Origin of the sequence: Pedobacter aquae (genome assembly GCF_008195825.1) — a bacterium.
Lineage (GTDB): Bacteria > Bacteroidota > Bacteroidia > Sphingobacteriales > Sphingobacteriaceae > Pseudopedobacter > Pseudopedobacter aquae.
In genome coordinates, this window is the sequence record NZ_CP043329.1 from 3,648,278 (window position 1) to 3,667,781 (window position 19,504).

The 19,504-nt window shown below is 34.0% G+C and carries 17 protein-coding genes; 8 read left to right on the forward strand and 9 right to left on the reverse strand.

Annotation, left to right across the window (positions count from 1 at the left end):
* The first annotated feature begins 69 nt into the window (after positions 1-69).
* From FYC62_RS16160 to FYC62_RS16170, 3 genes are all read left to right on the forward strand, one after another.
* Positions 70-963 carry an IS982 family transposase gene (locus tag FYC62_RS16160; protein WP_149074804.1) on the forward strand — a complete coding sequence of 298 codons (894 nt, stop codon included), beginning with the start codon at positions 70-72 and terminating at the stop codon, positions 961-963.
* Positions 960-2,213: a M16 family metallopeptidase gene (locus FYC62_RS16165; protein ID WP_149075677.1), complete on the forward strand. Its 1,254-nt coding sequence runs from the start codon at positions 960-962 to the stop codon at positions 2,211-2,213. Before FYC62_RS16160 ends, FYC62_RS16165 begins: the two co-directional genes overlap by 4 nt.
* Before the next feature lie 234 nt (positions 2,214-2,447).
* Entirely contained in the window at positions 2,448-2,894 is a 447-nt protein-coding gene (locus tag FYC62_RS16170) for a hypothetical protein (RefSeq protein ID WP_149075678.1), read from the forward strand.
* A 139-nt stretch (positions 2,895-3,033) separates the two neighbouring features.
* Here the strand turns inward: FYC62_RS16170 and FYC62_RS16175 are convergent, their stop codons facing one another.
* Genes FYC62_RS16175 through FYC62_RS16185 form a run of 3 tightly spaced genes read right to left on the reverse strand, consistent with a single transcriptional unit; the run spans position 3,034 to position 7,562 of the window.
* On the reverse strand, positions 3,034-4,698 hold the full coding sequence (locus FYC62_RS16175; RefSeq protein WP_149075679.1) for a sodium/sugar symporter: 1,665 nt from the start codon (positions 4,696-4,698) through the stop codon (positions 3,034-3,036).
* A 36-nt stretch (positions 4,699-4,734) separates the two neighbouring features.
* Positions 4,735-6,066 (reverse strand): xylose isomerase, encoded by a 1,332-nt coding sequence (gene xylA / locus FYC62_RS16180; RefSeq protein WP_149075680.1) that lies wholly within the window; start codon positions 6,064-6,066, stop codon positions 4,735-4,737.
* Positions 6,067-6,077: 11 nt separating this feature from the next.
* On the reverse strand, positions 6,078-7,562 hold the full coding sequence (locus FYC62_RS16185; protein WP_149075681.1) for a xylulokinase: 1,485 nt from the start codon (positions 7,560-7,562) through the stop codon (positions 6,078-6,080).
* Positions 7,563-7,669: 107 nt separating this feature from the next.
* Between FYC62_RS16185 and FYC62_RS16190 the strand changes: the two genes are divergently transcribed.
* On the forward strand, positions 7,670-8,683 hold the full coding sequence (locus FYC62_RS16190; RefSeq protein WP_149075682.1) for a LacI family DNA-binding transcriptional regulator: 1,014 nt from the start codon (positions 7,670-7,672) through the stop codon (positions 8,681-8,683).
* A gap of 80 nt (positions 8,684-8,763) precedes the next feature.
* Positions 8,764-9,228 (forward strand): response regulator, encoded by a 465-nt coding sequence (locus FYC62_RS16195; RefSeq protein ID WP_149075683.1) that lies wholly within the window; start codon positions 8,764-8,766, stop codon positions 9,226-9,228.
* 9 nt (positions 9,229-9,237) lie between these two features.
* Here the strand turns inward: FYC62_RS16195 and FYC62_RS16200 are convergent, their stop codons facing one another.
* The 6 genes from FYC62_RS16200 to FYC62_RS16225 form a co-directional block, all read right to left on the reverse strand.
* Positions 9,238-9,630: a response regulator gene (locus FYC62_RS16200; protein ID WP_149075684.1), complete on the reverse strand. Its 393-nt coding sequence runs from the start codon at positions 9,628-9,630 to the stop codon at positions 9,238-9,240.
* A 4-nt stretch (positions 9,631-9,634) separates the two neighbouring features.
* Entirely contained in the window at positions 9,635-10,720 is a 1,086-nt protein-coding gene (locus tag FYC62_RS16205) for a hybrid sensor histidine kinase/response regulator (protein ID WP_149075685.1), read from the reverse strand.
* A 3-nt stretch (positions 10,721-10,723) separates the two neighbouring features.
* Positions 10,724-11,605 carry a sensor histidine kinase gene (locus FYC62_RS16210; protein ID WP_149075686.1) on the reverse strand — a complete coding sequence of 294 codons (882 nt, stop codon included), beginning with the start codon at positions 11,603-11,605 and terminating at the stop codon, positions 10,724-10,726.
* Positions 11,606-11,685: 80 nt separating this feature from the next.
* Positions 11,686-12,870 carry a 7TMR-DISM family protein gene (locus FYC62_RS16215; RefSeq protein WP_149075687.1) on the reverse strand — a complete coding sequence of 395 codons (1,185 nt, stop codon included), beginning with the start codon at positions 12,868-12,870 and terminating at the stop codon, positions 11,686-11,688.
* A 14-nt stretch (positions 12,871-12,884) separates the two neighbouring features.
* Positions 12,885-15,200, reverse strand: a complete 2,316-nt coding sequence (locus FYC62_RS16220; protein ID WP_149075688.1) for an Rv1355c family protein — start codon at positions 15,198-15,200, stop codon at positions 12,885-12,887.
* A 10-nt stretch (positions 15,201-15,210) separates the two neighbouring features.
* The gene (locus FYC62_RS16225; protein WP_149075689.1) at positions 15,211-16,026 is read right to left on the reverse strand and encodes a hypothetical protein; all 816 of its coding nucleotides are present in this window, start codon (positions 16,024-16,026) and stop codon (positions 15,211-15,213) included.
* A 395-nt stretch (positions 16,027-16,421) separates the two neighbouring features.
* Between FYC62_RS16225 and uxaC the strand changes: the two genes are divergently transcribed.
* The 3 genes from uxaC to FYC62_RS16240 are packed head-to-tail and all read left to right on the forward strand — an operon-like array spanning position 16,422 to position 19,493.
* Positions 16,422-17,828, forward strand: coding sequence for a glucuronate isomerase (gene uxaC / locus FYC62_RS16230; RefSeq protein WP_149075690.1), 1,407 nt, complete (start codon positions 16,422-16,424; stop codon positions 17,826-17,828).
* Positions 17,828-18,847 (forward strand): sugar kinase, encoded by a 1,020-nt coding sequence (locus tag FYC62_RS16235; RefSeq protein WP_149075691.1) that lies wholly within the window; start codon positions 17,828-17,830, stop codon positions 18,845-18,847. The genes uxaC and FYC62_RS16235 overlap by 1 nt, the downstream gene beginning before the upstream one ends.
* Complete coding sequence (locus tag FYC62_RS16240; RefSeq protein WP_039447959.1) at positions 18,837-19,493, forward strand: bifunctional 4-hydroxy-2-oxoglutarate aldolase/2-dehydro-3-deoxy-phosphogluconate aldolase; 657 nt, start codon at positions 18,837-18,839, stop codon at positions 19,491-19,493. Before FYC62_RS16235 ends, FYC62_RS16240 begins: the two co-directional genes overlap by 11 nt.
* Positions 19,494-19,504: the final 11 nt, after the last annotated feature.

Genomic DNA, 19,504 nt, shown 5'->3' on the forward strand with positions numbered 1-19,504 from the left:
ATTAGTCAATCATAATAAAAATAGTTATATTTAAGTGTCTTAAAATCAAATACTTAACTATAATTATATATGATTGACTACTCTAAAATTAGCGATATTTTTTGTCTTGTGGATGAATTTTGCAAAGATTTCGATAACAATACACATTCCTTTCTACTGGGAAAAGCTTCTAAGCGACCACCAGTGATGTCCAAGAGTGAGGTTATATCGATTTGCCTATTCTTTCATCTTAGTGGTTTCAGGTGCTTTAAGCACTTTTATCTGTTTTATATTCAACGACACATGCAGTCCGAATTTCCAAAAACGGTTTCTTATAATCGCTTTGTTGAGCTTAGCCAAAGCATACTTATGCCGATGACCATATTTTTGAAGACCTGCTGTTTAGGTATTTGTAGCGGTATTTCATTTGTAGATTCAACCCCAGTTAGGGTATGTAACAATAAGCGAATAAAACGGAATAAGGTATTTAAGGGCATTGCAGAGGTAGGTAAATCTACAATGGGCTGGTTTTATGGATTTAAGCTCCACATTGTAATCAACGATAAAGGAGAAATTTTAAACTTTGCAATTACACAGGCAAATGTTGATGACAGAGATCCGCTCAAAAATGAAAACTTCCTGAAATCAGTATTTGGAAAACTATTCGCAGATAAGGGATATATTTCTGAGAAACTAGCCAATATATTGTTTGTCAATGATATACATCTAATTACGAGCATTCGTAACAATATGAAAAACAGCTTAATGACTATGAATGATAAGATTACTCTTAGAAAAAGATCAGTAATAGAAACGGTAAACGATGAACTAAAAAACATTTGCCAAATTGAGCATTCAAGACATAGGTCTTTTACAAATTTTATATCCAACATGATTGCCGCATTAATTGCCTATTCTTTTTTTCCTAAAAAACCTTCAATTAAATATCAAAATGCTAATTCTAATCAAATCTTAGCTTTTTGATTAATCGAACTCAGGTTACTATTAATATAGCAGCGGTAATTCCTTCAGGAGCGGTTTTAGATGCTGATAAAAAAGGTTTAGCATCATTAACAGCCAAGGCTTTACAATTTGGAACAAAAAGCTACACCAAAGCTCAAATAGAAGAGCAAATGGATTTTATAGGAGCATCTTATAATACTTATGCCGGTAAAGAATTAGCTGGTTTAAGCGCTAAGTTTGCTGCCAAACATCAAGATAAGGTTTTGCCTATAATAAACGAGCTGTTAACGGCCCCTAGTTTTAATGAAGAAGAGTTTAGTAAAGAAAAGCAAAGAATCCTTACGCAATTAGAAAGAGCTAAAGAAAGTCCGCGTTCTGTTATAGGTAATTATTGGGATAATTTTATGTATGGTAACCACCCATACGGTAACCCAGTTTCTGGTAGTGTTAGCTCGGTTCAAAATTTAGCTGTTACTGATGTAAAAGGCTTCTATAGTAAGAATTATGGGCCAAATGGTGCTGCTATTGCTATTGTTGGAGATTTTAAAGCTAAAGAGATGAAAGCTAAAATCTCTAAGCTTTTTGGTAAGTGGACAAATCCTGTTAGCGCTACAGCTGTTGCATCAACCATAGAAAGCCCTAAAGAGGCTAGAGTTTTATTGGTAAATAAAGGTGATGCCCGCGAGACAACCATGTTGATAGGTGGTAAAGGTGTTAGTCGTAACAATCCAGATTTTGTAGCTATAGAAGTTGTAAATACTGTTTTAGGGGGTAGGTTTACCTCATGGTTAAATGATGAGTTAAGAGTAAACTCGGGTTTAACTTACGGTGCTAATAGTCGTTTCTCAACCCTAAAAAATTCTGGTACATTTTACATCAGTACTTTTACAGCAACTGCAACTACAAAAGCTACGGTTGATAAAGCTTTAGAAGTATTGAAAAAGCTTCAGGAGAAAGGTTTAGACGAAGCCACCTTGCAGTCGGCTAAGAATTATGTTAAAGGACAGTTTCCTCCAGATTATGAAACGCCTGCTCAATTAGCTTCATTACTTACCGATATGTTTTGGTATAATTTTAACGAAGACTTTATCAATACTTTTGAAAGTAAGGTAGATGGCTTAACTGTTGAAAAGAGTAAAGACATCATCCAAAAGTATTTCTCGGCAAATAATTTACAGTTTTTATTTGTAGGTAATGCAGCAGAAATTAAGAATGTTGTTAGTACCTACGGAAAAGTGACTGAAAAACAAATCAAAGAAGACAGCTTTTAAAATAAATACTATACACTAAGTATCCTTAAAAGTGGGTTAGCCTCGGCTAATCCACTTTTATTTTTTGGTATAGTAATTGATAATTAAAAAGCGACTCTCATTCAATTGTAATAATATTAAAATTTAGCTTCCTAGTTTATTAAATAATTATTTATTAGCTTGCATTTTTAATAATATAGTTACAATTTTGATTTATAATAGTTAATTTAATAATCTTGCCTAATTTAACAGAAGATGTTTGAAAAGTTGTATTCCATAGTTAAAGAGAATTTAGAACCGCATTTAAATGAGGTAGGTGAAATTTCTGTTAGTGCACACGAAGCTATCATTAATGAAGCATCGGGTACTATTATTGATGTTTTAAAAGCGCAAATAGATAACGGGAAGGTGAGTGATTTAGTAGCGTTCTTTAGCATTTCTAGTATTGATAACACGGTATTAGTGCGTTCAATAGCATCTAAATATGCTATAAGGCTAAATAAGTATTATGGTATCAATATTAATATTGCTAAAGACTTTGCTGATAAACAAATGCCTATAGTGATGAATAAGTTTATTAAAGTAGCTAAAGATAATCCTAAGAGTGCAAATGGGATGTTTGCTTTTTTTAATAAACTTAGCGGCTACACCGTAAATTTTGAAACCCTGTTTGGCAAAATGCCACAGTTTCAATTAGCTTAATTTGTAAAGGTTAAATAATTTAAAATAGTTGAAAGAACTGCTTTTATAGCGGTTTTTTTTATGCGCTAGAATTTGTGTAGGAATAAAAAAAGGAGATTGTTTTTAAGCAATCTCCTTTTTTATGTTTAAATATTTACTACTACCAGAATACAGTATAAAGTGCAAGTAAAATACCGAATATTAATAGCGCACCTACGGTAAAGCTAGTATTGGTTTTAAACATGCTACTGTCTATTTCTAATCCTTTAGGGTTAACGCCTTTTCTGTTTTCTAAAATGGAAATCAAGTACATTCCAATAATACAGAATACGAATACAAAGCCCATTCTATCTAAGAAAGGAATTTCATAAACGCCATTTACATTAACCGCGAATCCTGCTGGATATAAGAAAGAAAGATCTGTCCATTCTGGAAGGAATTTTAAAACCACCGATAAGATAAAACCTCCAATAGTTGCAAACATTGCTGCAGAAGAAGTAGTTCTTTTCCAGAAAAATCCTAAAATAAACATGGCAAAAATACCTGGAGACACAAAGCCTGTGTACTCTTGAATATATTTAAAACCACCTTTTTCTATACCTAGGTGAGGTGCAATAACTACCGCTAATAACATGGTAGCAATAATGGTAATTTTACCAGTAAACACTTGGTTAGCTTCTGATGCATTAGGGTTAAATATCTTCTTGTAAACATCTAAAGTGAAAATAGTAGCAATACTATTTGCTTTACCTGCTAAAGAAGCTACCACTGCTGCTGTTAATGCTGCAAAAGATAAACCTTTTAATCCCGGAGGCAATAAGTTTAATAATACAGGATAAGCGCTATCAGGGTTTACTTCGCCGTTAACAAGCATCTCAGTAGTAAAGACCTCTTGTTTGTATAATACGTAAGCCGCTATACCAGGTAATACTACGATAATAGGCATTAACAATTTTAAGAAAGCTGCAAATAATAAACCTCCTCTAGCAGTTTTTAAATCTGCACCTAGAGCTCTTTGAGTGATGTATTGGTTACAACCCCAATAGTTTAAGTTAACAATCCACATACCACCTACCAATACTGTTAAGCCAGGTAAATCAACAAAGTTCTTATTGTCTTTATCAAAAATCATGTGGAAGTGGTCGTCTGCTTGTGAAGTAATTAAGTTAAAACCGTTAATTACACCACTTGAACCATTATTTTGAGCTACTAAATCAAGTGCTAGGTAAGTTGTAGCTAAGCCTCCTAAGATTAAGAAGAACACTTGGATTACGTCTGTATAACCAATAACCTTCATACCACCTAGCGTAATGATGATAGAGAAAATAGCTAAAGCATACATACAAACTGTAAAGTTTATACCAGAAATACTACTTACAGCTAAAGCTCCTAAGAAAAGGATAGAGGTTAAGTTTACAACTACGTAAAGTAATAACCAGAAAACGGCCATAATCATGGCAACGGTCTCGTTATAGCGCTGACTTAAGAACTGCGGCATGGTAAATATCTTGTTTTTAAGATATACCGGGATAAAGAATACCGCAACAATTACCAATGTTGCAGCCGCCATCCATTCGTATGTAGCAATAGCAAGGCCTAAAGTGAAGCCAGCCCCACTCATACCAATAAATTGCTCTGCAGAGATGTTTGAAGCGATAAGTGAGGCACCAATTGCCCACCATGTTAATGATCCTTCTGCCAAGAAGTAGTCTTTAGAGCTTGCGCTCTCAGCTTTTTTACGGTTGTAAATCCATAATCCGTAGCCAGCAACAATCACAAAGTATATTAGAAATACAATGTAATCTGAAGTTTGAAGTGTGTTCATTCTTTCTTTAAGTTTAGTTTGGAAGACGTGAATTTATTAAAAAATATGTTTATTAAGCATGTTTTCAAAAAATTCTTGTTTTCCGCTGATGATTTGAGGTTCTCCGTGTTCAATGGCGTAAGCTCTTAAATCTGCTAAAGAAAGTTTTCCTTCCTCAAATTCTTTGCCCTTACCAGCATCAAAAGAAGCATAACGTTGTGCTCTTAGTTTTTTGTATTCAGACTTTTCTAAAATTTCTTCGGCTACTAATAAAGCTTTTGCAAAGGTATCCATACCACCTACGTGTGCATAGAATAAATCTGCAGGGTCTGTAGAATTTCTTCTGATTTTAGCATCAAAATTAATACCTCCACCTTGTAAACCACCAGCTTCCACAATGACAAGCATAGCTTCTACCAACTCTAAAATGTTGTTTGGGAATTGGTCTGTATCCCATCCGTTTTGGTAATCGCCTCTGTTGGCATCAATAGAGCCTAACATACCTGCATCTGCGGCAACTTGTAGTTCATGTTGGAAGGTGTGGCCTGCTAATGTAGCGTGGTTAACTTCTATGTTTAGTTTGAAGTCATTTAGTAAGTCATATTGTCTTAAGAAGCCAATAACGGTAGCAGAATCGTAATCATACTGATGTTTTGATGGCTCACAAGGTTTAGGCTCTATAAAGAAAGTTCCTTTAAAGCCATTACTTCTTGCATAATCTTTTACGGTATGTAAGAAACGAGCGAAATGTTCTTGCTCTCTTTTCATGTTGGTATTTAACAAGGTCATATAGCCCTCTCTACCACCCCAAAACACATAATTTTCTCCGCCTAAAGCGATAGTAGCATCAATAGCAGCTTTTACCTGTGCAGCACCATGCGTAAGTACATGAAAATCTGGGTTGGTGATAGCACCATTCATGTAACGTTTATGAGAAAATAGGTTTGCTGTACCCCAAAGTAATTTGATGCCACTTTCTTTTTGCTTTTGTAGGGCATACTCAACCATAACATTCAGTCTTCTCTCGTTTTCAAGGATGTCGTTTGTATAATCAACAACATCAACATCATGAAAACAATAGTAAGGAAGGTTCATTTTAGTCATAAACTCGAAAGCAGCATCCATTTTATCTTTCGCTCTTTCTACAGCATCCGCTTTAGCGTCCCAAGCAAAGTCATGAGTAGGACCTCCAAACGGATCGGCACCGTTACCATTAAAAGAGTGCCAGTATGCGCAAGCAAATTTCACATACTCTTTCATGGTTTTACCTTGAACTATTCTGTTTTCATCATACCATCTAAAAGCTAATGGATTGTCTGATTCTCTTCCTTCAAATTTAACCTGGTTTATTCCTTTGAAGAATTCTTTTTCACCTGTTACGATTGACATTTTTGATTGATTTATATGTTATTAATTTTTTGATTGAGTAATTGTTTCCATTCTTGGTAAGCAGTATCATAAGCTGCTGTTTCCTGAGGTTCTATAGTAGCTAGTACCTCTTGATTTTGAAAGGCTTCTTGGGCAGTTTTAAAATGTTTGATGCCGATACCTGCACCTAAAGCAGCGCCCACGCTACCATCATTCTGATAAAGCTCTATAGGTACTTGGGTAGCTCCGGTAAAGGCTTTTCTAAATACTTCGCTTAAAAATAAGTTTGATTTTCCTGCTCTAATCACTGATGGATTTAAGCCGTTTTCTCTCATGATATCTAAACCATACCTGAAAGAAAAAGCAATACCTTCTTGTACGGCATTAAGTATATGCGCTGCTTGGTGTTGATTTAAATCGATATTAAAAATATGAGCGCCAATAAGCTTATTGTTTAACATTCTTTCTGCACCATTACCAAAAGGTAAAATTCTGAGGCCTTTACTGCCAATTTCTACCTGTGAGGCTATCTGGTTCATTTCTGGATAGCTTAAATCTTTGGCAAAAAGTTTTCTTGCCCAGCTGTTTAAAATCCCGGTACCATTGATACACAATAAAACACCTGTTCTAATCTGGTTTTCTAGATAATTAACATGAGCAAATGTATTGATACGAGATTGTTGGTCGTAAACTAACTGGTTACTTACACCATAAATAACCCCAGAAGTACCAGCCGTAGCGGCAACTTCACCTGGCTCTAATACATTTAAAGAAAGCGCATTATTGGGCTGGTCGCCAGCTTTATAAGCTACTTGTATGCCCGCTTTGAGCTGAAGAGCTGTTGCTATATCAGTTTTTACCTCACCATGATTGGCAAATACTGGTTTTAGTTCTGGAAATAGGGAAGTATCAAAGCCAAATTCTTTGCATATTTTTTCTGATAGCTGGTTGTTTTTAAAATCCCAGAAAATCCCTTCAGATAAAGCGCTGATGCTGGTTGTAATCTGCCCGGTTAATTTCATGGCTATAAAATCTCCTGGAAGCATGAGTTTATAGATATTGGCAAAGATTTCTGGTTCATTTTCTTTTACCCAAGACAGTTTAGATGCCGTAAAATTGCCTGGCGAGTTAAGATGATGACTTAAACTTTCTGCTTCGCCTATATTTTGAAATGCTTTTTCTCCAATTTCAACAGCTCTACTATCGCACCAGATAATAGCATTTCTTAGCACTTGCTGGTTTTTATCAACCACTACTAAGCCATGCATTTGATAAGCTATACCAATTCCTATAATGTCTTGTGGGTTATATTTTTTGGTTTGATGATTTTTTAAGATGGCTTTTTGCGTAAAATCCCACCAGCTTTCAGGAGATTGCTCTGCCCAACCAGGTTTAAGGGCAATAATTTCTGCCTCCGTTTCTGGGTATTGTGCTGATGATATAATTTCTTGAGTATGAGCCTCAATAACAGAAACTTTTACAGAAGATGTGCCTATGTCTATTCCTAATAAATACATAAATTTTATTTTGCGGTGCTGATATAAACAATGTGCAACCGGTTGCATAAAAGTATAATTAATATTTAAATTGTCAAAATATCCTATAATTTTATTTACTTTAAGCAGTGAAAAAGAAAGCAACCATTTACGACATAGCCAAAGAGCTTAATATTACTGTGTCTACAGTATCTAGGGCGCTAAATAATTTTTCTACCATAAGTGATGCAACAAAAAAAGCTGTTTTTGAAACTGCTAAAAAGTTAAATTATAGTCCTAATCGTTTAGCATCATCCTTAAAATCTGGAAAAACCCATACCATTGGTGTTATTGTGCCTAGTATGGAGATACACTTTTTTGCTGTTGTTATCCATAGTATAGAACAAGTACTAAAAGATAATGGTTACCGTATTCTTTTATATCAATCAAGTGAATCTGTAGAGAATGAAATTAATGGTGTAAAAACCTTATTAGAGGCTCAAGTAGATGGTATTATAGCTTCTATGTCTTTAGAAACTGAGGATACATCGCATTTTCAAGTGCTTAAAAAGCAGCAAAAACCTTTAGTTTTGTTTGACCGTGTTGATGAAAATTTAAATGTTCCAACGGTAACTTTAGATGATTACAAAGCAGGTTATTTGGCAACTAAACATTTAATAGACCAAGGTTATAAGAATATTGCTTTTGTAACCACCGTTCATCAAAATAGTATTTTTGGGAATAGGGTAAAGGGTTATAAAGCTGCTTTGGCAGATCATCAATTAGAAATAAAAGAAAGCCAAATTATTTATGGCGGTTTATCTATTAAAGATGGTAGATACGGAGCTGATAAACTTATGCGAGCAGAAGATAGACCTGATGCTATTATTGCTGGTGATGATTATACTGCCCTTGGTGTTATCAAAAAATTGAAAGAATTAGAGTTAACGCCACCTGAAATAGGTGTTATTGGTTTTGCCAATGAAACTTTTTCTGGTTTTATTACACCAAATTTATCAACGATAGACCAACAAGCAAGTAAAATGGGTGTAGCTTGTGCGCAAAGTTTTATAAATATGATAGCTAGCGAAAATCCATATAAAAAGATAGAACATACAGTTATAGAACCTTTGGTGATTGTTAGACAGTCGACCTCAAAATAATATAAGTGTAATTTTACACTTCTTTTTAAGTGTTAAGTTTTATTATATTTATTTTTGAGTACTCATAACCCTATCCTCACATGTCTGAAAAGAAAATAGTTATACTTTATGTTGATGATGAAGAAAACAATCTGATTTCTTTCAAAGCTAATTTCAGAATGAAATACCAGGTGCTAACTGCTATAAGCGGAGATGATGCACTTAAAATTATGGAAGGCAAAGTGATTGATATTATTATTACCGACCAAAGAATGCCTAACATGACAGGGGTAGAATTTTTAGAAAAGGTATTGGAGAAGTTTCCAGAACCTATGAGAATTTTGCTTACCGGATATGCAGATATGAGTGCTGTGATAGACGCTGTTAACAAAGGCAAAATTTTTCATTACCTCACTAAACCTTGGAACGAAGAAGAACTAGATATGACTATTAAGAGAGCATATGATGTTTATCTGGAGCGTAAAGAAATAGAAGTGATGAACCAAAAATTGGCAACTTCTAATGATCAGCTAGAGTTTCTTTTGAGACAGAAATTGCTTTCTTAATTAGATACATTATTTTATTTTAGTAATCATTTCATCAAAAGCTTCATAACTATAAGGTTTCCTTAAAACACCATAAACAGAATCGTAAGTAGCTATTCTAGTGATATCATTTTTATTAAGAGAAGTAGTAATAGAAATAATTCTATAGTGGTCTTTAACGGCTTTAGGTAGGTTTTCAAACTCTTCTATAAACTGAAAGCCATTCATAACAGGCATCATGATATCTAATAAAAGAACGGTTATAGCATCTTCTTCAGGCTTCACCGATTTAATATCCTGTAAAGCCTCAATAGCATTATCATAAGCTTTGAATTTATTACACTTGCCTGTGTTGTAAATAAGCTTTTCGGCTATATAACAATCTAATTCTCTGTCGTCTACAATAATAAAGTTTAACTTCATGTTCTTATTTATTAGGTATTTTGATAGTGAAAGTAGTGCCTTGGTTAAGCTCTGAGTCTACTTCTACTTGTCCGTTTAGTTTTAATAAAGCGCTTTTAACATTAAATAAGCCAAAGCCAGAACCCGCTTCTTTAATGTGCGCTCTAAAGAATAAATCAAATATCTGATTTTTATATTTTTCGTCAATCCCCGAGCCGTTATCAGCAACAATAATAGTAGCTACGCCTTTTTCTACAACAATACTTAAGTTTACAAATTTGTTTTCTTTTTCTAATACTTGGTATTTAAAAGCATTAGATAGGAGGTTGTTGATGATTAAGAAAATGGAAACCCTATCGCTCCAGAAAGATTCTTCTTGTTGTAAATGGATATGGAATGTAATGGATAAAGTTTTAGCGTAGATAAGATAAACATCTTCCATTTCTTTGATAAGCGATTTAAAATCAACATCAGTGATTTTAAGTTCTCCTCTTTCTAGGCTGTAATAATCATGCATGCTTAAGATAAAATCATCTAGTTTCTGAACAGATTTGTTCATCATCCTTAAAATATCTTTTACCTCATCTAAATTAGGCGTATTTAAAGCTAGGTTTATCCCGCCAGAAATACCTACTAGTGGGCCGCGTATATCATGGCTGACAGAGTATGCAAACTTGTCTAACTCTGTGTAAGCTTTGTGCAGTTCTTGATTCTTTAAAGCCAGCATAGAGCTTGCTTCGTAAAAATTTACTGCTTCTTCAATGGCGCTAATAATATCGGCATCTATCCAAGGCTTTTTTACATATCTAAAAACATGACCTTTATTGATGGCATCAATAACAGCTTCAATATCAGTATAAGCCGTTAGTAATATTCTTATAGGGTAGGGGTGTGTACTTCTAATTTCAGCGAAAAAATCAACTCCTGTTTGTAAAGGCATCCTTTGGTCGCAAAAAATAACTTTAATATCGGGATGTTTATTTAAATATTGCGTGGCCTCAGCCGTGTTTTGAGCGGTGAATATCTGATAATCAAGTCGTAAAGAAGCCTTAAAACCTATCAGGTTATTCATCTCATCATCTACATACAATATTTTAACTTTTTCTGACATGCTTTAACCTATAATAATTTGATGAATAAGAGGTATTTTAATCATAAACTCTGTGCCTTTATCTAACGCTGTATTGATGAAAATTTGCCCGTTATGCTTTTTGATGGTATTATAAGCAATAGACATACCTAAGCCGGTGCCTTCGCCTACATCTTTAGTAGTAAAGAAGGGGTCAAATATTTTATTTCTTGTACTATCAGACATTCCGCAGCCATTATCTACAATAGATATGGTTACAAAATCTTCTGCGGCCAACGTTTTTATGGTAAGTAAGCCATCTTTATCATCAGTATGTTTAATTGCTATTGCATGAATAGCATTAGAAATAATATTTAAAAATACCTGATTTAGTTTGCCCGGATAACACTCTACCAGTGGTAAATTACCATAATGCTTTTCTACTTTAATGTTATTATTGTTTAGCAGGTTATTCATGATAACCAAAGTAGAATCTAAACCTTCATTAATATCTGCCCGTTTCAAATCGTCTTCATCAACCCTAGAAAATATTCTTAAGCCTTTAACAATTTCGGCGGTTCTGGTAGCGCCTTCATGAATACCTTTTAGTAAATGGTTAATTTCTATTTTTAGGTAGTCATAATCTAGTTCTTCTTTATATTCTTCTATTTCTTTTTGTTTTTCCTCAATAGTTTTATCAGATAAACCTACTTTTTCTATAATCTCTATGGCATCAAAAAGCATATTAACATCTCTAAGTAACGGAGAAACGTTAGATGTTACAAAGTTAATAGGGTTGTTAATTTCATGAGCTATGCCGGCAGTTAACTGACCTAAAGAGGCCATTTTCTCTGCCTCAACCAGTTGCGTTTGTGTTTGCTTTAAATCTTCTAAAGTATTGCTTAGCTCATCATTGGTTTCTATCAATTCATAAGTTCTTTCTTTTACTTTTTGCTCTAAAAGGATGTTTTGTTCTCTAATGATACGCTCGTTTTCTTTAGCAATTGCTAGGGCTTGCGCTTGAGATTGTTCTTTTTCTTTTTAAGGATATTAATTCTATCTGCAAGTGCTAAAGAAAGTAAGGTAACTTCTAAAGCAGTACCCAATTGCATAGAGTAGTTGGTAAAGGTATTATAGGGTAATAAGCCCGAGTTCTTTAAAATAAATATAATCAGACCGATAAAAAAGCCTGTCCACGCAATAAGAAAGAACTTAGCAGGGCGATAGCCCTGGGCTGTTATGGTAATGGCAACAACATAAATAACAACAATAGTATAGATAGCAGCTATATCTATTAGCCTATAGCTTATTAAATCAAAACCTAATATTCTTAGTAATACTGCACTACTATAAAGTAAAAGTGATAATATAAAAAGATGATTAAGTTTAGGTGTTCTGCTTTCAGATTGAAGAAAAAGTCTGATAAATATAACTCCTGAAATACCTGCTAAGCCAGGGAAAATAACCAAAGCTTTATGAAACAAAAAGGGCGTTTCAGAGAATATATATTTAAAACTATGACCTGATAAGGTTATTTGAGTAAGAAGGGTAAATAAAGTGTAAAGAACATAATATATATAACTAATATCCTTGGTTGATATATATAAAAAGGCATTGTATAAAATCATCACTAATAAAATGCCTATTAAAACTCCCCAAAAGATATCATGATTGTTTAGAAACTCAGACATTTTGATATCACTACCTAAATAAATAGGTAGAAACATTTGCTCGCTACTGTTAACTTTTAGGTAATAAGTTTGTTCTGCTCCATTGCTCAAGTTTAAATCAAAAATTGCATGTTGATGTTTGTACTTTCTGGCACTGAAATTTTTGGTATTACTTATTTTTTGAAAGTAAAGGATACCGTTTCTTTTATAATATAACTCACTATTATCAAGAGATGAGTTCTCTACCATCAGGAGAAGTTTATGATATTCGCTTTGGTTTTTAATAGTGAATGTTAGCCAAAAATTAGCTTCGCTTAAAGGTAAGATAATGGTTTCCGTATCAGAGGGTTTAAAGTTTTTAGCATTTAAAATATCTTTAACAGTTAAACTCTTAGTTTTATCTTCAAGAATAGCAACATGATTTCCAATAATGGTATTATCATCTTTAAAGACCAGCTTGGACTGCGCTTTACTTGTTTGAATGCCTATTAAAATAAATAGAAGTAAAAGTATATTCTTCATAAGATGAACCAAATTTAACTGATAAATAGAATTTTTTCTAAAGGTAATCTGTGAGATTTTATTTCTGGTTCTTCTGCCACAGAAATTTTTGCTAAAAATACTTCTGCATGGTTATGATTTAAACCTGTTAAAGCCTCAAATTCCTTTCTAAGTAATTGTAGCTCTTCTACACTTTCTTTGTCTAAACCTTCTCCATGCCCATGATTTATCCTGCTAAACAGATATAAAGGAGATATTAAAGGGTGTATAGCTAAGTGAAGTTGTGTAGCAGCAAGCCAAAAGCGCTCCATTGCTTGGCCACCAAGGAAAAAGCTTTCCAATTGATATTTTGGAACACTTATAAGGCATAATGCTGATGCCGATGCTATCGTTTTTAATGCTAAAGTATCAAATGCTTTACCGCCTTTTAAAGTTTTTAGCGTTTGTATAACACCAGCATCTTTGATCATGCTTAAAGCTGCAAGTTGTGAGTTACTGAGGCCTAAAGTTTTAACATCAATACCATCTTGTGATTGCTCGGCATCCTGGGTGGTCCATCGCATTTCACGATGAACAAAATCGTAATGACCTTCTTTGTTTAGTAAACGTATTCTGTCGCAAATACCAATCATTCTTCCTAACTTTTTAATTTCATCATCATTAGTAAAATATTGAAAATGAATATTAGGGATGGTATTGGAGATGTTTTTTAACTCATCCAACTTTTCTTGTGGTAATATTTGTTTTACTGATGGATTGCGGTTAGTACATCTTTTAAAGATATAAGAAGCAAGTTCTTTTAGAGATGAATTTGTATTTGATACTGAGTTTTCAAAATGAATAGCTGCAACCAATTGCTCATTTCCAGAAAGAGGGAAAAGGCTTATTTTAGCTTCTAAATTGTAGCTTAAAGCTTTTAAATAAAGATTCTCAAAAGCAGCACCCAAGGATATAAAAGAAGCTGTTTTCTGGAAATCTCCAAAAGAATAAGAACGGTTTTCTTCATGAAAAAGATAAAGAAAGCCATCTTTAAAAAGCCATTTCCAAGGTTGGTCATTCCCGGTAGATGGTGCTGCCGAGGCGGCATGTACTAAAGCCTTTAGCGTATCATCATCAGGAACTATAGGCGATGGGCTTCTTGATATGGAGACTTGATTAGCTAAATTTATTAAATCTTGTTTTGATAAAGGTTGGTGTGGATTTATTCTTTCTGCTACATGTTCTGGTGAACCATCTTTTGGGTTGGCAATAAGTTCTTCTAAATCAATATAATATCTGCCAGAAGCATGAAACTGATTTAGTAAAATTCTTCTGCTTACATCAGCTGCTACAGCGCCACCTAAAGTAACAGAGCTTGCAAGTTGTGGCCATGTATTTATGGTTTGCTGCACTTCTACCATAGATGCTTTGCCTCTTAAAGAGATATTTTCTGCACCAAGCATTTGCAATATCAAAGGTATTTTTTCCTCGTTACTTAATTCTTTAATATTCTGCGGATTAATTCCTTTTAACGTACCATGAAGCAGCTCTCTATTGGGATCTAAGTCAAACCGTTCTACATCAAGCATTCCTCTGTCGCTGGTATCCATCAAAACAGGAATTTGTAATGCTTTAGCTTTATGTCTGGCTATAATTTTCATGTCTAAGCCATCACATTCATCCACCAAAAGGTCTATTTTGCCGTCTTTTAAAAAGAAATCATCTAAATTATTTTCTGTTAAGCCCTCTTTAAAGCAAATAACCTTTAAAAAAGGGTCTATTTCTAAAATTTCACGAGCGGCAATGACCACTTTTGATAAACCTAAATTGCTTACACCACTTCTAATTCTATTGAGGTTACTTAACTCTAAACTGTCAAAATCTGCTAAACGTAATTCGCCGCAGCCTCTTTCCATAGCTAAAGTAAGCGCAATAGATTGCCCAACAGAAAGGCCAATAATACCTATCCTTTTTTGACTTAATAAATCTCTCTCTGCTCTGGTGATTTTGTATTGATTTCTATTAGTTCTTACCTCTATAAAAGCTTCTTCATCTAACAGATGGACTAATTTTTTACTCCAAGGGTAATAAACCCAAACACCATATTGTTCTAAAGTTAATTCGCCAATTTCTTCTTCAATGAGCTTAGTTGATACATCTTCTGTTAGCCTAATGGATGGATTTTTAGATTTAACAAACTCCTGTAATTGACTTAAAATTTCATCATGTACAAATAGTACCTGCTGCTGCTCAAATAACTGATTGAAAGTTTCTTGATCTTCTTTTTGATATATTCTGAGAATTAAAGGCTGATAAATTTCTTTAAGAGCATTGTTAGTCTGATTTAATTGAGAAGTATAGGTATTAGACATTTCTTAGGGTTTAGTAGAAGATATCAAATTCATCTAAGTCTTTATTTTCTAGTTGGGAATTTGGTAAAGAGGTATTGGCAATAGCCGCTTTTAAATCCCAATTTTCTAGTCGAGGTATTTGTATTTCATAGTGTATTTCTATTTGTTTGTTTCTAAGTTTTTCTAACCGAGTGATATTCAAATCTTTTCTAAGTTTAAAAATAGCGTCCTTTTCTTCATCTATTGCTTTACTCAAAAGTTCTGGATCTTTTAAAATCATGGTAGTAGCAATTAAATCTAGTTTAGGATAATAAAAGGTGCCATTATTTCCTATGCTGGTTTCTATTTCATAGCCAGAATTAATACCCATTTGTACAGTGTATGGGGCGCAAAGAGCAAAAATAGATTTAATGCCAATTTGTGTAGAGATGGCTACGCAAGCTCTAGATAAGAAAATACTACCCACGCCGTAGCCAGCAATTTCTCTTGAGTTCCAAAGGCCACAAAATTCGCCAGTTCCTTGTTGTGCATACTGGTAAACTAGATTGGTTACAGCGGGGTCTAAGGCCTTTGTAGCTTCTTCTATTGGTAAAGGTTGGCTACCACCAGCTACATGTATACGTACACCGCCATAAACCTTTTTTCTGTCTAAAGACTCTACAATCAATACAAAAGCACCAGGGTTATCTGTCCATTCATTTTTTGATGAAGTAACCTTAGTAACGCCAATGCTAGTAAGTACATTCTTATGCCCTTCCACAAATAAGGCACAAGTTTCAGGGTCATCAATTGCCCTAAAAGCTCTTAACCTTACCTCTGGTTTTTCTTTATTTAAATAAGACTCCATTATGATGTACTAATGTGTAGTGAAATAAATATAGCTAAGAAAATCTTATACCTATTATATGGGATAAAAGTTATTAAAATTTTTTTTAATAAGAATAAAATTAATAAATAAATAGCCTTTAAGGTGGTTTTAATTTGTTTTAAAGCTAAAAAGGCTATGATACAAGCATTTATTTAAAAGTCTAATAGGTAATAATTTAATTGTAACAAGCCTACTAAGTGTTCTGTATCCTAATTTAAACATCAAAAAATCAGTTTAATAATTAGAATTAATGGGTTTAACTAAAAAATCCACATTTAATAGTGTAAATAAGCAATATTTTTTACAAATTGGCATCGCCGTAGCAACCAATTAGAAATAATAGAATTAGGCAACAAAAACAACAGAATTTCCAAATGAAAGAAGGCGCAGTAATACCAGAAGATTTTTTACTTTACAGCAAGCAGGCAAAGGTTTTATATCATGATTATGCTAAGGATTTACCCATCATAGATTATCATAATCACCTTCCTCCACAAGAGATTGCGGAGAATAAAAAATTTAGTAGTTTAACAGAAATCTGGTTAAAAGGAGATCATTACAAGTGGAGAGCCATGAGAGCTCTAGGGGTGGATGAAAACTATATTACAGGCAGCGCTTCTGATGAGGAAAAATTTATGGCCTGGGCTAAAGTGGTGCCAGCAACAGTAAGAAACCCACTTTTCCATTGGACACATATGGAGCTTAAGAACCCTTTCGGAATTCAAAGTTTCTTAAATGAGCAATCAGCATCAAAAATTTATAATCATGCTAATGAGCTATTAGCACAAGATAACTTTTCTACGCAAGGTTTATTAACCCAATTTAATGTAGTTATGGTGGGTACTACAGATGACCCTTGTGATGATTTAAAATACCATAAGCAATTACAAGAAAGTAGTTTTGCAGTTAAGGTAAAACCTTCTTTCCGTCCGGATAAATCTTTATTAATTGGCGATGTAAATGCTTACAGAGCTTATATCCAAAAATTATCAGCAGCATCGGGTATACAAATTACAGATGTAGAGTCTTTAATTGCAGCATTAAGAAACAGGGTTGATTATTTTGAAGCTCATGGTGCAAGTATATCTGACCATGGTTTACAAGCAATTCCAACAAAATTAACTTTAACAGATGCCCAAAAGCAAGAATATAAAAAGCTTTTAGCTGGCGATGTAGATACTTTTTCTGATACAGATGCATTTGCTGGATATGTTTTAACCGAGTTGGGAAAAATTTATCATGAAAAAGGTTGGGTACAGCAATTCCATTTAGGTGCTATTCGTAACAACAACCACGGTATGATGAGAAAATTAGGTCCTGATACCGGATACGACTCTATAGCCGATTTCAAACAAGCCGAAAGTCTGTCTAATTTCTTAGGAAATCTTTCTTTAGAAGACCAATTAACCAAAACTATTCTTTATAACCTTAACCCAGCAGATAACGATGTTTTTGCTACCATGATAGGTAATTTTGCCGATGGTAAAACAAAAGGTAAGATGCAATTTGGTTCTGGTTGGTGGTTCTTAGACCAAAAAGATGGAATGGAAAAACAATTGAATTCATTATCAAATATGGGGGTTTTAAGTACTTTCGTAGGGATGCTTACAGATTCTAGAAGTTTCCTTTCTTACTCTAGACATGAATATTTCAGAAGAATATTATGTAACCTTTTAGGTTCTGAGATGGAGAATGGCCAAATCCCTGATGATGAAAAATGGATTGGACAAATTGTAAAAGATATCTGCTACTATAACGCTAAACAATACTTTAATTTATAATGAGTAAAATATTAACCTTTGGTGAGCTATTACTAAGAATTTCTCCGGATGCAAACGGCGAATGGTTAAAAAATAATGAAATCCCAATTTTTGTTGGCGGAGCCGAGCTAAATGTAGCTACCGGCTTAGCCATCTGGGGTGCTGATGTATCTTTTTTTACTGCTTTACCAGATCATGATCTTACCAAAGAGATTTTAGGTTATGTAGAAAATCTAAATATTGATGCTTCAAGAATTGCATTACAAGGAGAGCGTATTGGAATTTATTACCTTACCCAAGGTAAAGATTTAAAAAGCGCAGGCGTCATTTATGATAGAGCTTATTCATCATTTTATGCTTTAAAACCTGGAGATGTAAATTGGGACAAAGTACTAGAAGGCGTAAGCCATTTTCAGTTTAGTGCCATATGCCCTGCTGTTTCGCAAAATGCTGCAAACGTTTGCCTCGAAGCTGTAAAAGCCTGTAAAGCAAGAGGTATACATGTTTCTTTAGATTTAAATTATAGAGCAAAGCTTTGGAAATACGGTAAAAATCCGGTAGAAGTTATGCCAGAAATTGCTTCTTATTGCGATTTGATTATGGGTAATTTATGGGCGGCTCATCAAATGCTGGGTACGGCCTTAGATGATACTTTGATAGCTCAAGATGCTAAGGAAGCTTATCTTCAACATGCCGAAAAAACATCCTTAGAAATCATGAGTAAATTTCCTAACTGTAAAGCGATAGCTAATACCTTCAGGTTTGAAAACGGCGAAGGTATTAATTACTATACCACGTTTTATAAAGAGGCCAAACTACATGTATCTCAACAATATCAGGTAGATAAAATCATCAATAAAGTAGGAAGTGGAGATACCTTTATGGGTGGTTTACTTTTTGGTATATCATCTGGCTATAGCACACAGGATACTTTAGAATTTGCAACGGCGGCAGCTTTTAAAAAGCTTTTCATCCCAACAGATTCAACATCAACAACTAAAGAAGAAATATTACAAACTATAAAAGACTATGCCTCATAAACAAACTATCTTAGACACCATTATTGGTCAAGGGATGCTACCTCTATTTTATCATGAAGATAAAGAGCTAAGTTTAGATATCATTAAAACCTTATACCAAGCAGGTGTAAAAACGCTAGAATATACCAACCGTGGTCCGGCTGCTTTAGAGAACTTTAGATATTTAAAATCACAATTAAAAGATCTTCCTGATTTTTATTTGGGTATAGGTACCATTAAGAACACCAAAGAAGCACAAGATTTTATTGATGCTGGTGCAGATTATATTGTTTGCCCAACGGTAAATGTTGCAGTAGGCGAATTGGTTAATAGTCTTGATATGCTTTGGATACCAGGCTGTATGACACCTACAGAAATTAGTACCGCACAAGGAGTTGGCGCATTATTGATTAAACTTTTCCCGGCAAATGTTTTAGGAACTGGTTTTGTAAGTGCGATAAGAGAACTTTTTGTTGGGCAGCATTTTATGCCAACAGGAGGAGTAGAAATCGAGGAAAAAAATATTCGCGAATGGTTTAAAGCCGGTGTTTCTGCGGTTGGAATGGGGAGTAAACTCATCAGTAAAGATGTGATGCAAAACAGAGCTTTAGACGAGTTAGCAAAAAACACAGCAGAAGCTTTCAGGCTGATAAAACTTTGTAAATAAATCCAAATTAT

Coding starts and splice junctions, on each gene's coding strand:
- uxaC (WP_149075690.1), top strand. CDS start 16,422: ATGAAAGAAGGCGCAGTAATACCAGAAGATTTTTTACTTTACAGCAAG.
- FYC62_RS16195 (WP_149075683.1), top strand. CDS start 8,764: ATGTCTGAAAAGAAAATAGTTATACTTTATGTTGATGATGAAGAAAAC.
- FYC62_RS16175 (WP_149075679.1), bottom strand. CDS start 4,698: ATGAACACACTTCAAACTTCAGATTACATTGTATTTCTAATATACTTT.
- FYC62_RS16160 (WP_149074804.1), top strand. CDS start 70: ATGATTGACTACTCTAAAATTAGCGATATTTTTTGTCTTGTGGATGAA.
- FYC62_RS16200 (WP_149075684.1), bottom strand. CDS start 9,630: ATGAAGTTAAACTTTATTATTGTAGACGACAGAGAATTAGATTGTTAT.
- FYC62_RS16220 (WP_149075688.1), bottom strand. CDS start 15,200: ATGTCTAATACCTATACTTCTCAATTAAATCAGACTAACAATGCTCTT.
- FYC62_RS16235 (WP_149075691.1), top strand. CDS start 17,828: ATGAGTAAAATATTAACCTTTGGTGAGCTATTACTAAGAATTTCTCCG.
- FYC62_RS16170 (WP_149075678.1), top strand. CDS start 2,448: ATGTTTGAAAAGTTGTATTCCATAGTTAAAGAGAATTTAGAACCGCAT.
- FYC62_RS16240 (WP_039447959.1), top strand. CDS start 18,837: ATGCCTCATAAACAAACTATCTTAGACACCATTATTGGTCAAGGGATG.
- FYC62_RS16215 (WP_149075687.1), bottom strand. CDS start 12,870: ATGAAGAATATACTTTTACTTCTATTTATTTTAATAGGCATTCAAACA.
- FYC62_RS16205 (WP_149075685.1), bottom strand. CDS start 10,720: ATGTCAGAAAAAGTTAAAATATTGTATGTAGATGATGAGATGAATAAC.
- FYC62_RS16185 (WP_149075681.1), bottom strand. CDS start 7,562: ATGTATTTATTAGGAATAGACATAGGCACATCTTCTGTAAAAGTTTCT.
- xylA (WP_149075680.1), bottom strand. CDS start 6,066: ATGTCAATCGTAACAGGTGAAAAAGAATTCTTCAAAGGAATAAACCAG.
- FYC62_RS16225 (WP_149075689.1), bottom strand. CDS start 16,026: ATGGAGTCTTATTTAAATAAAGAAAAACCAGAGGTAAGGTTAAGAGCT.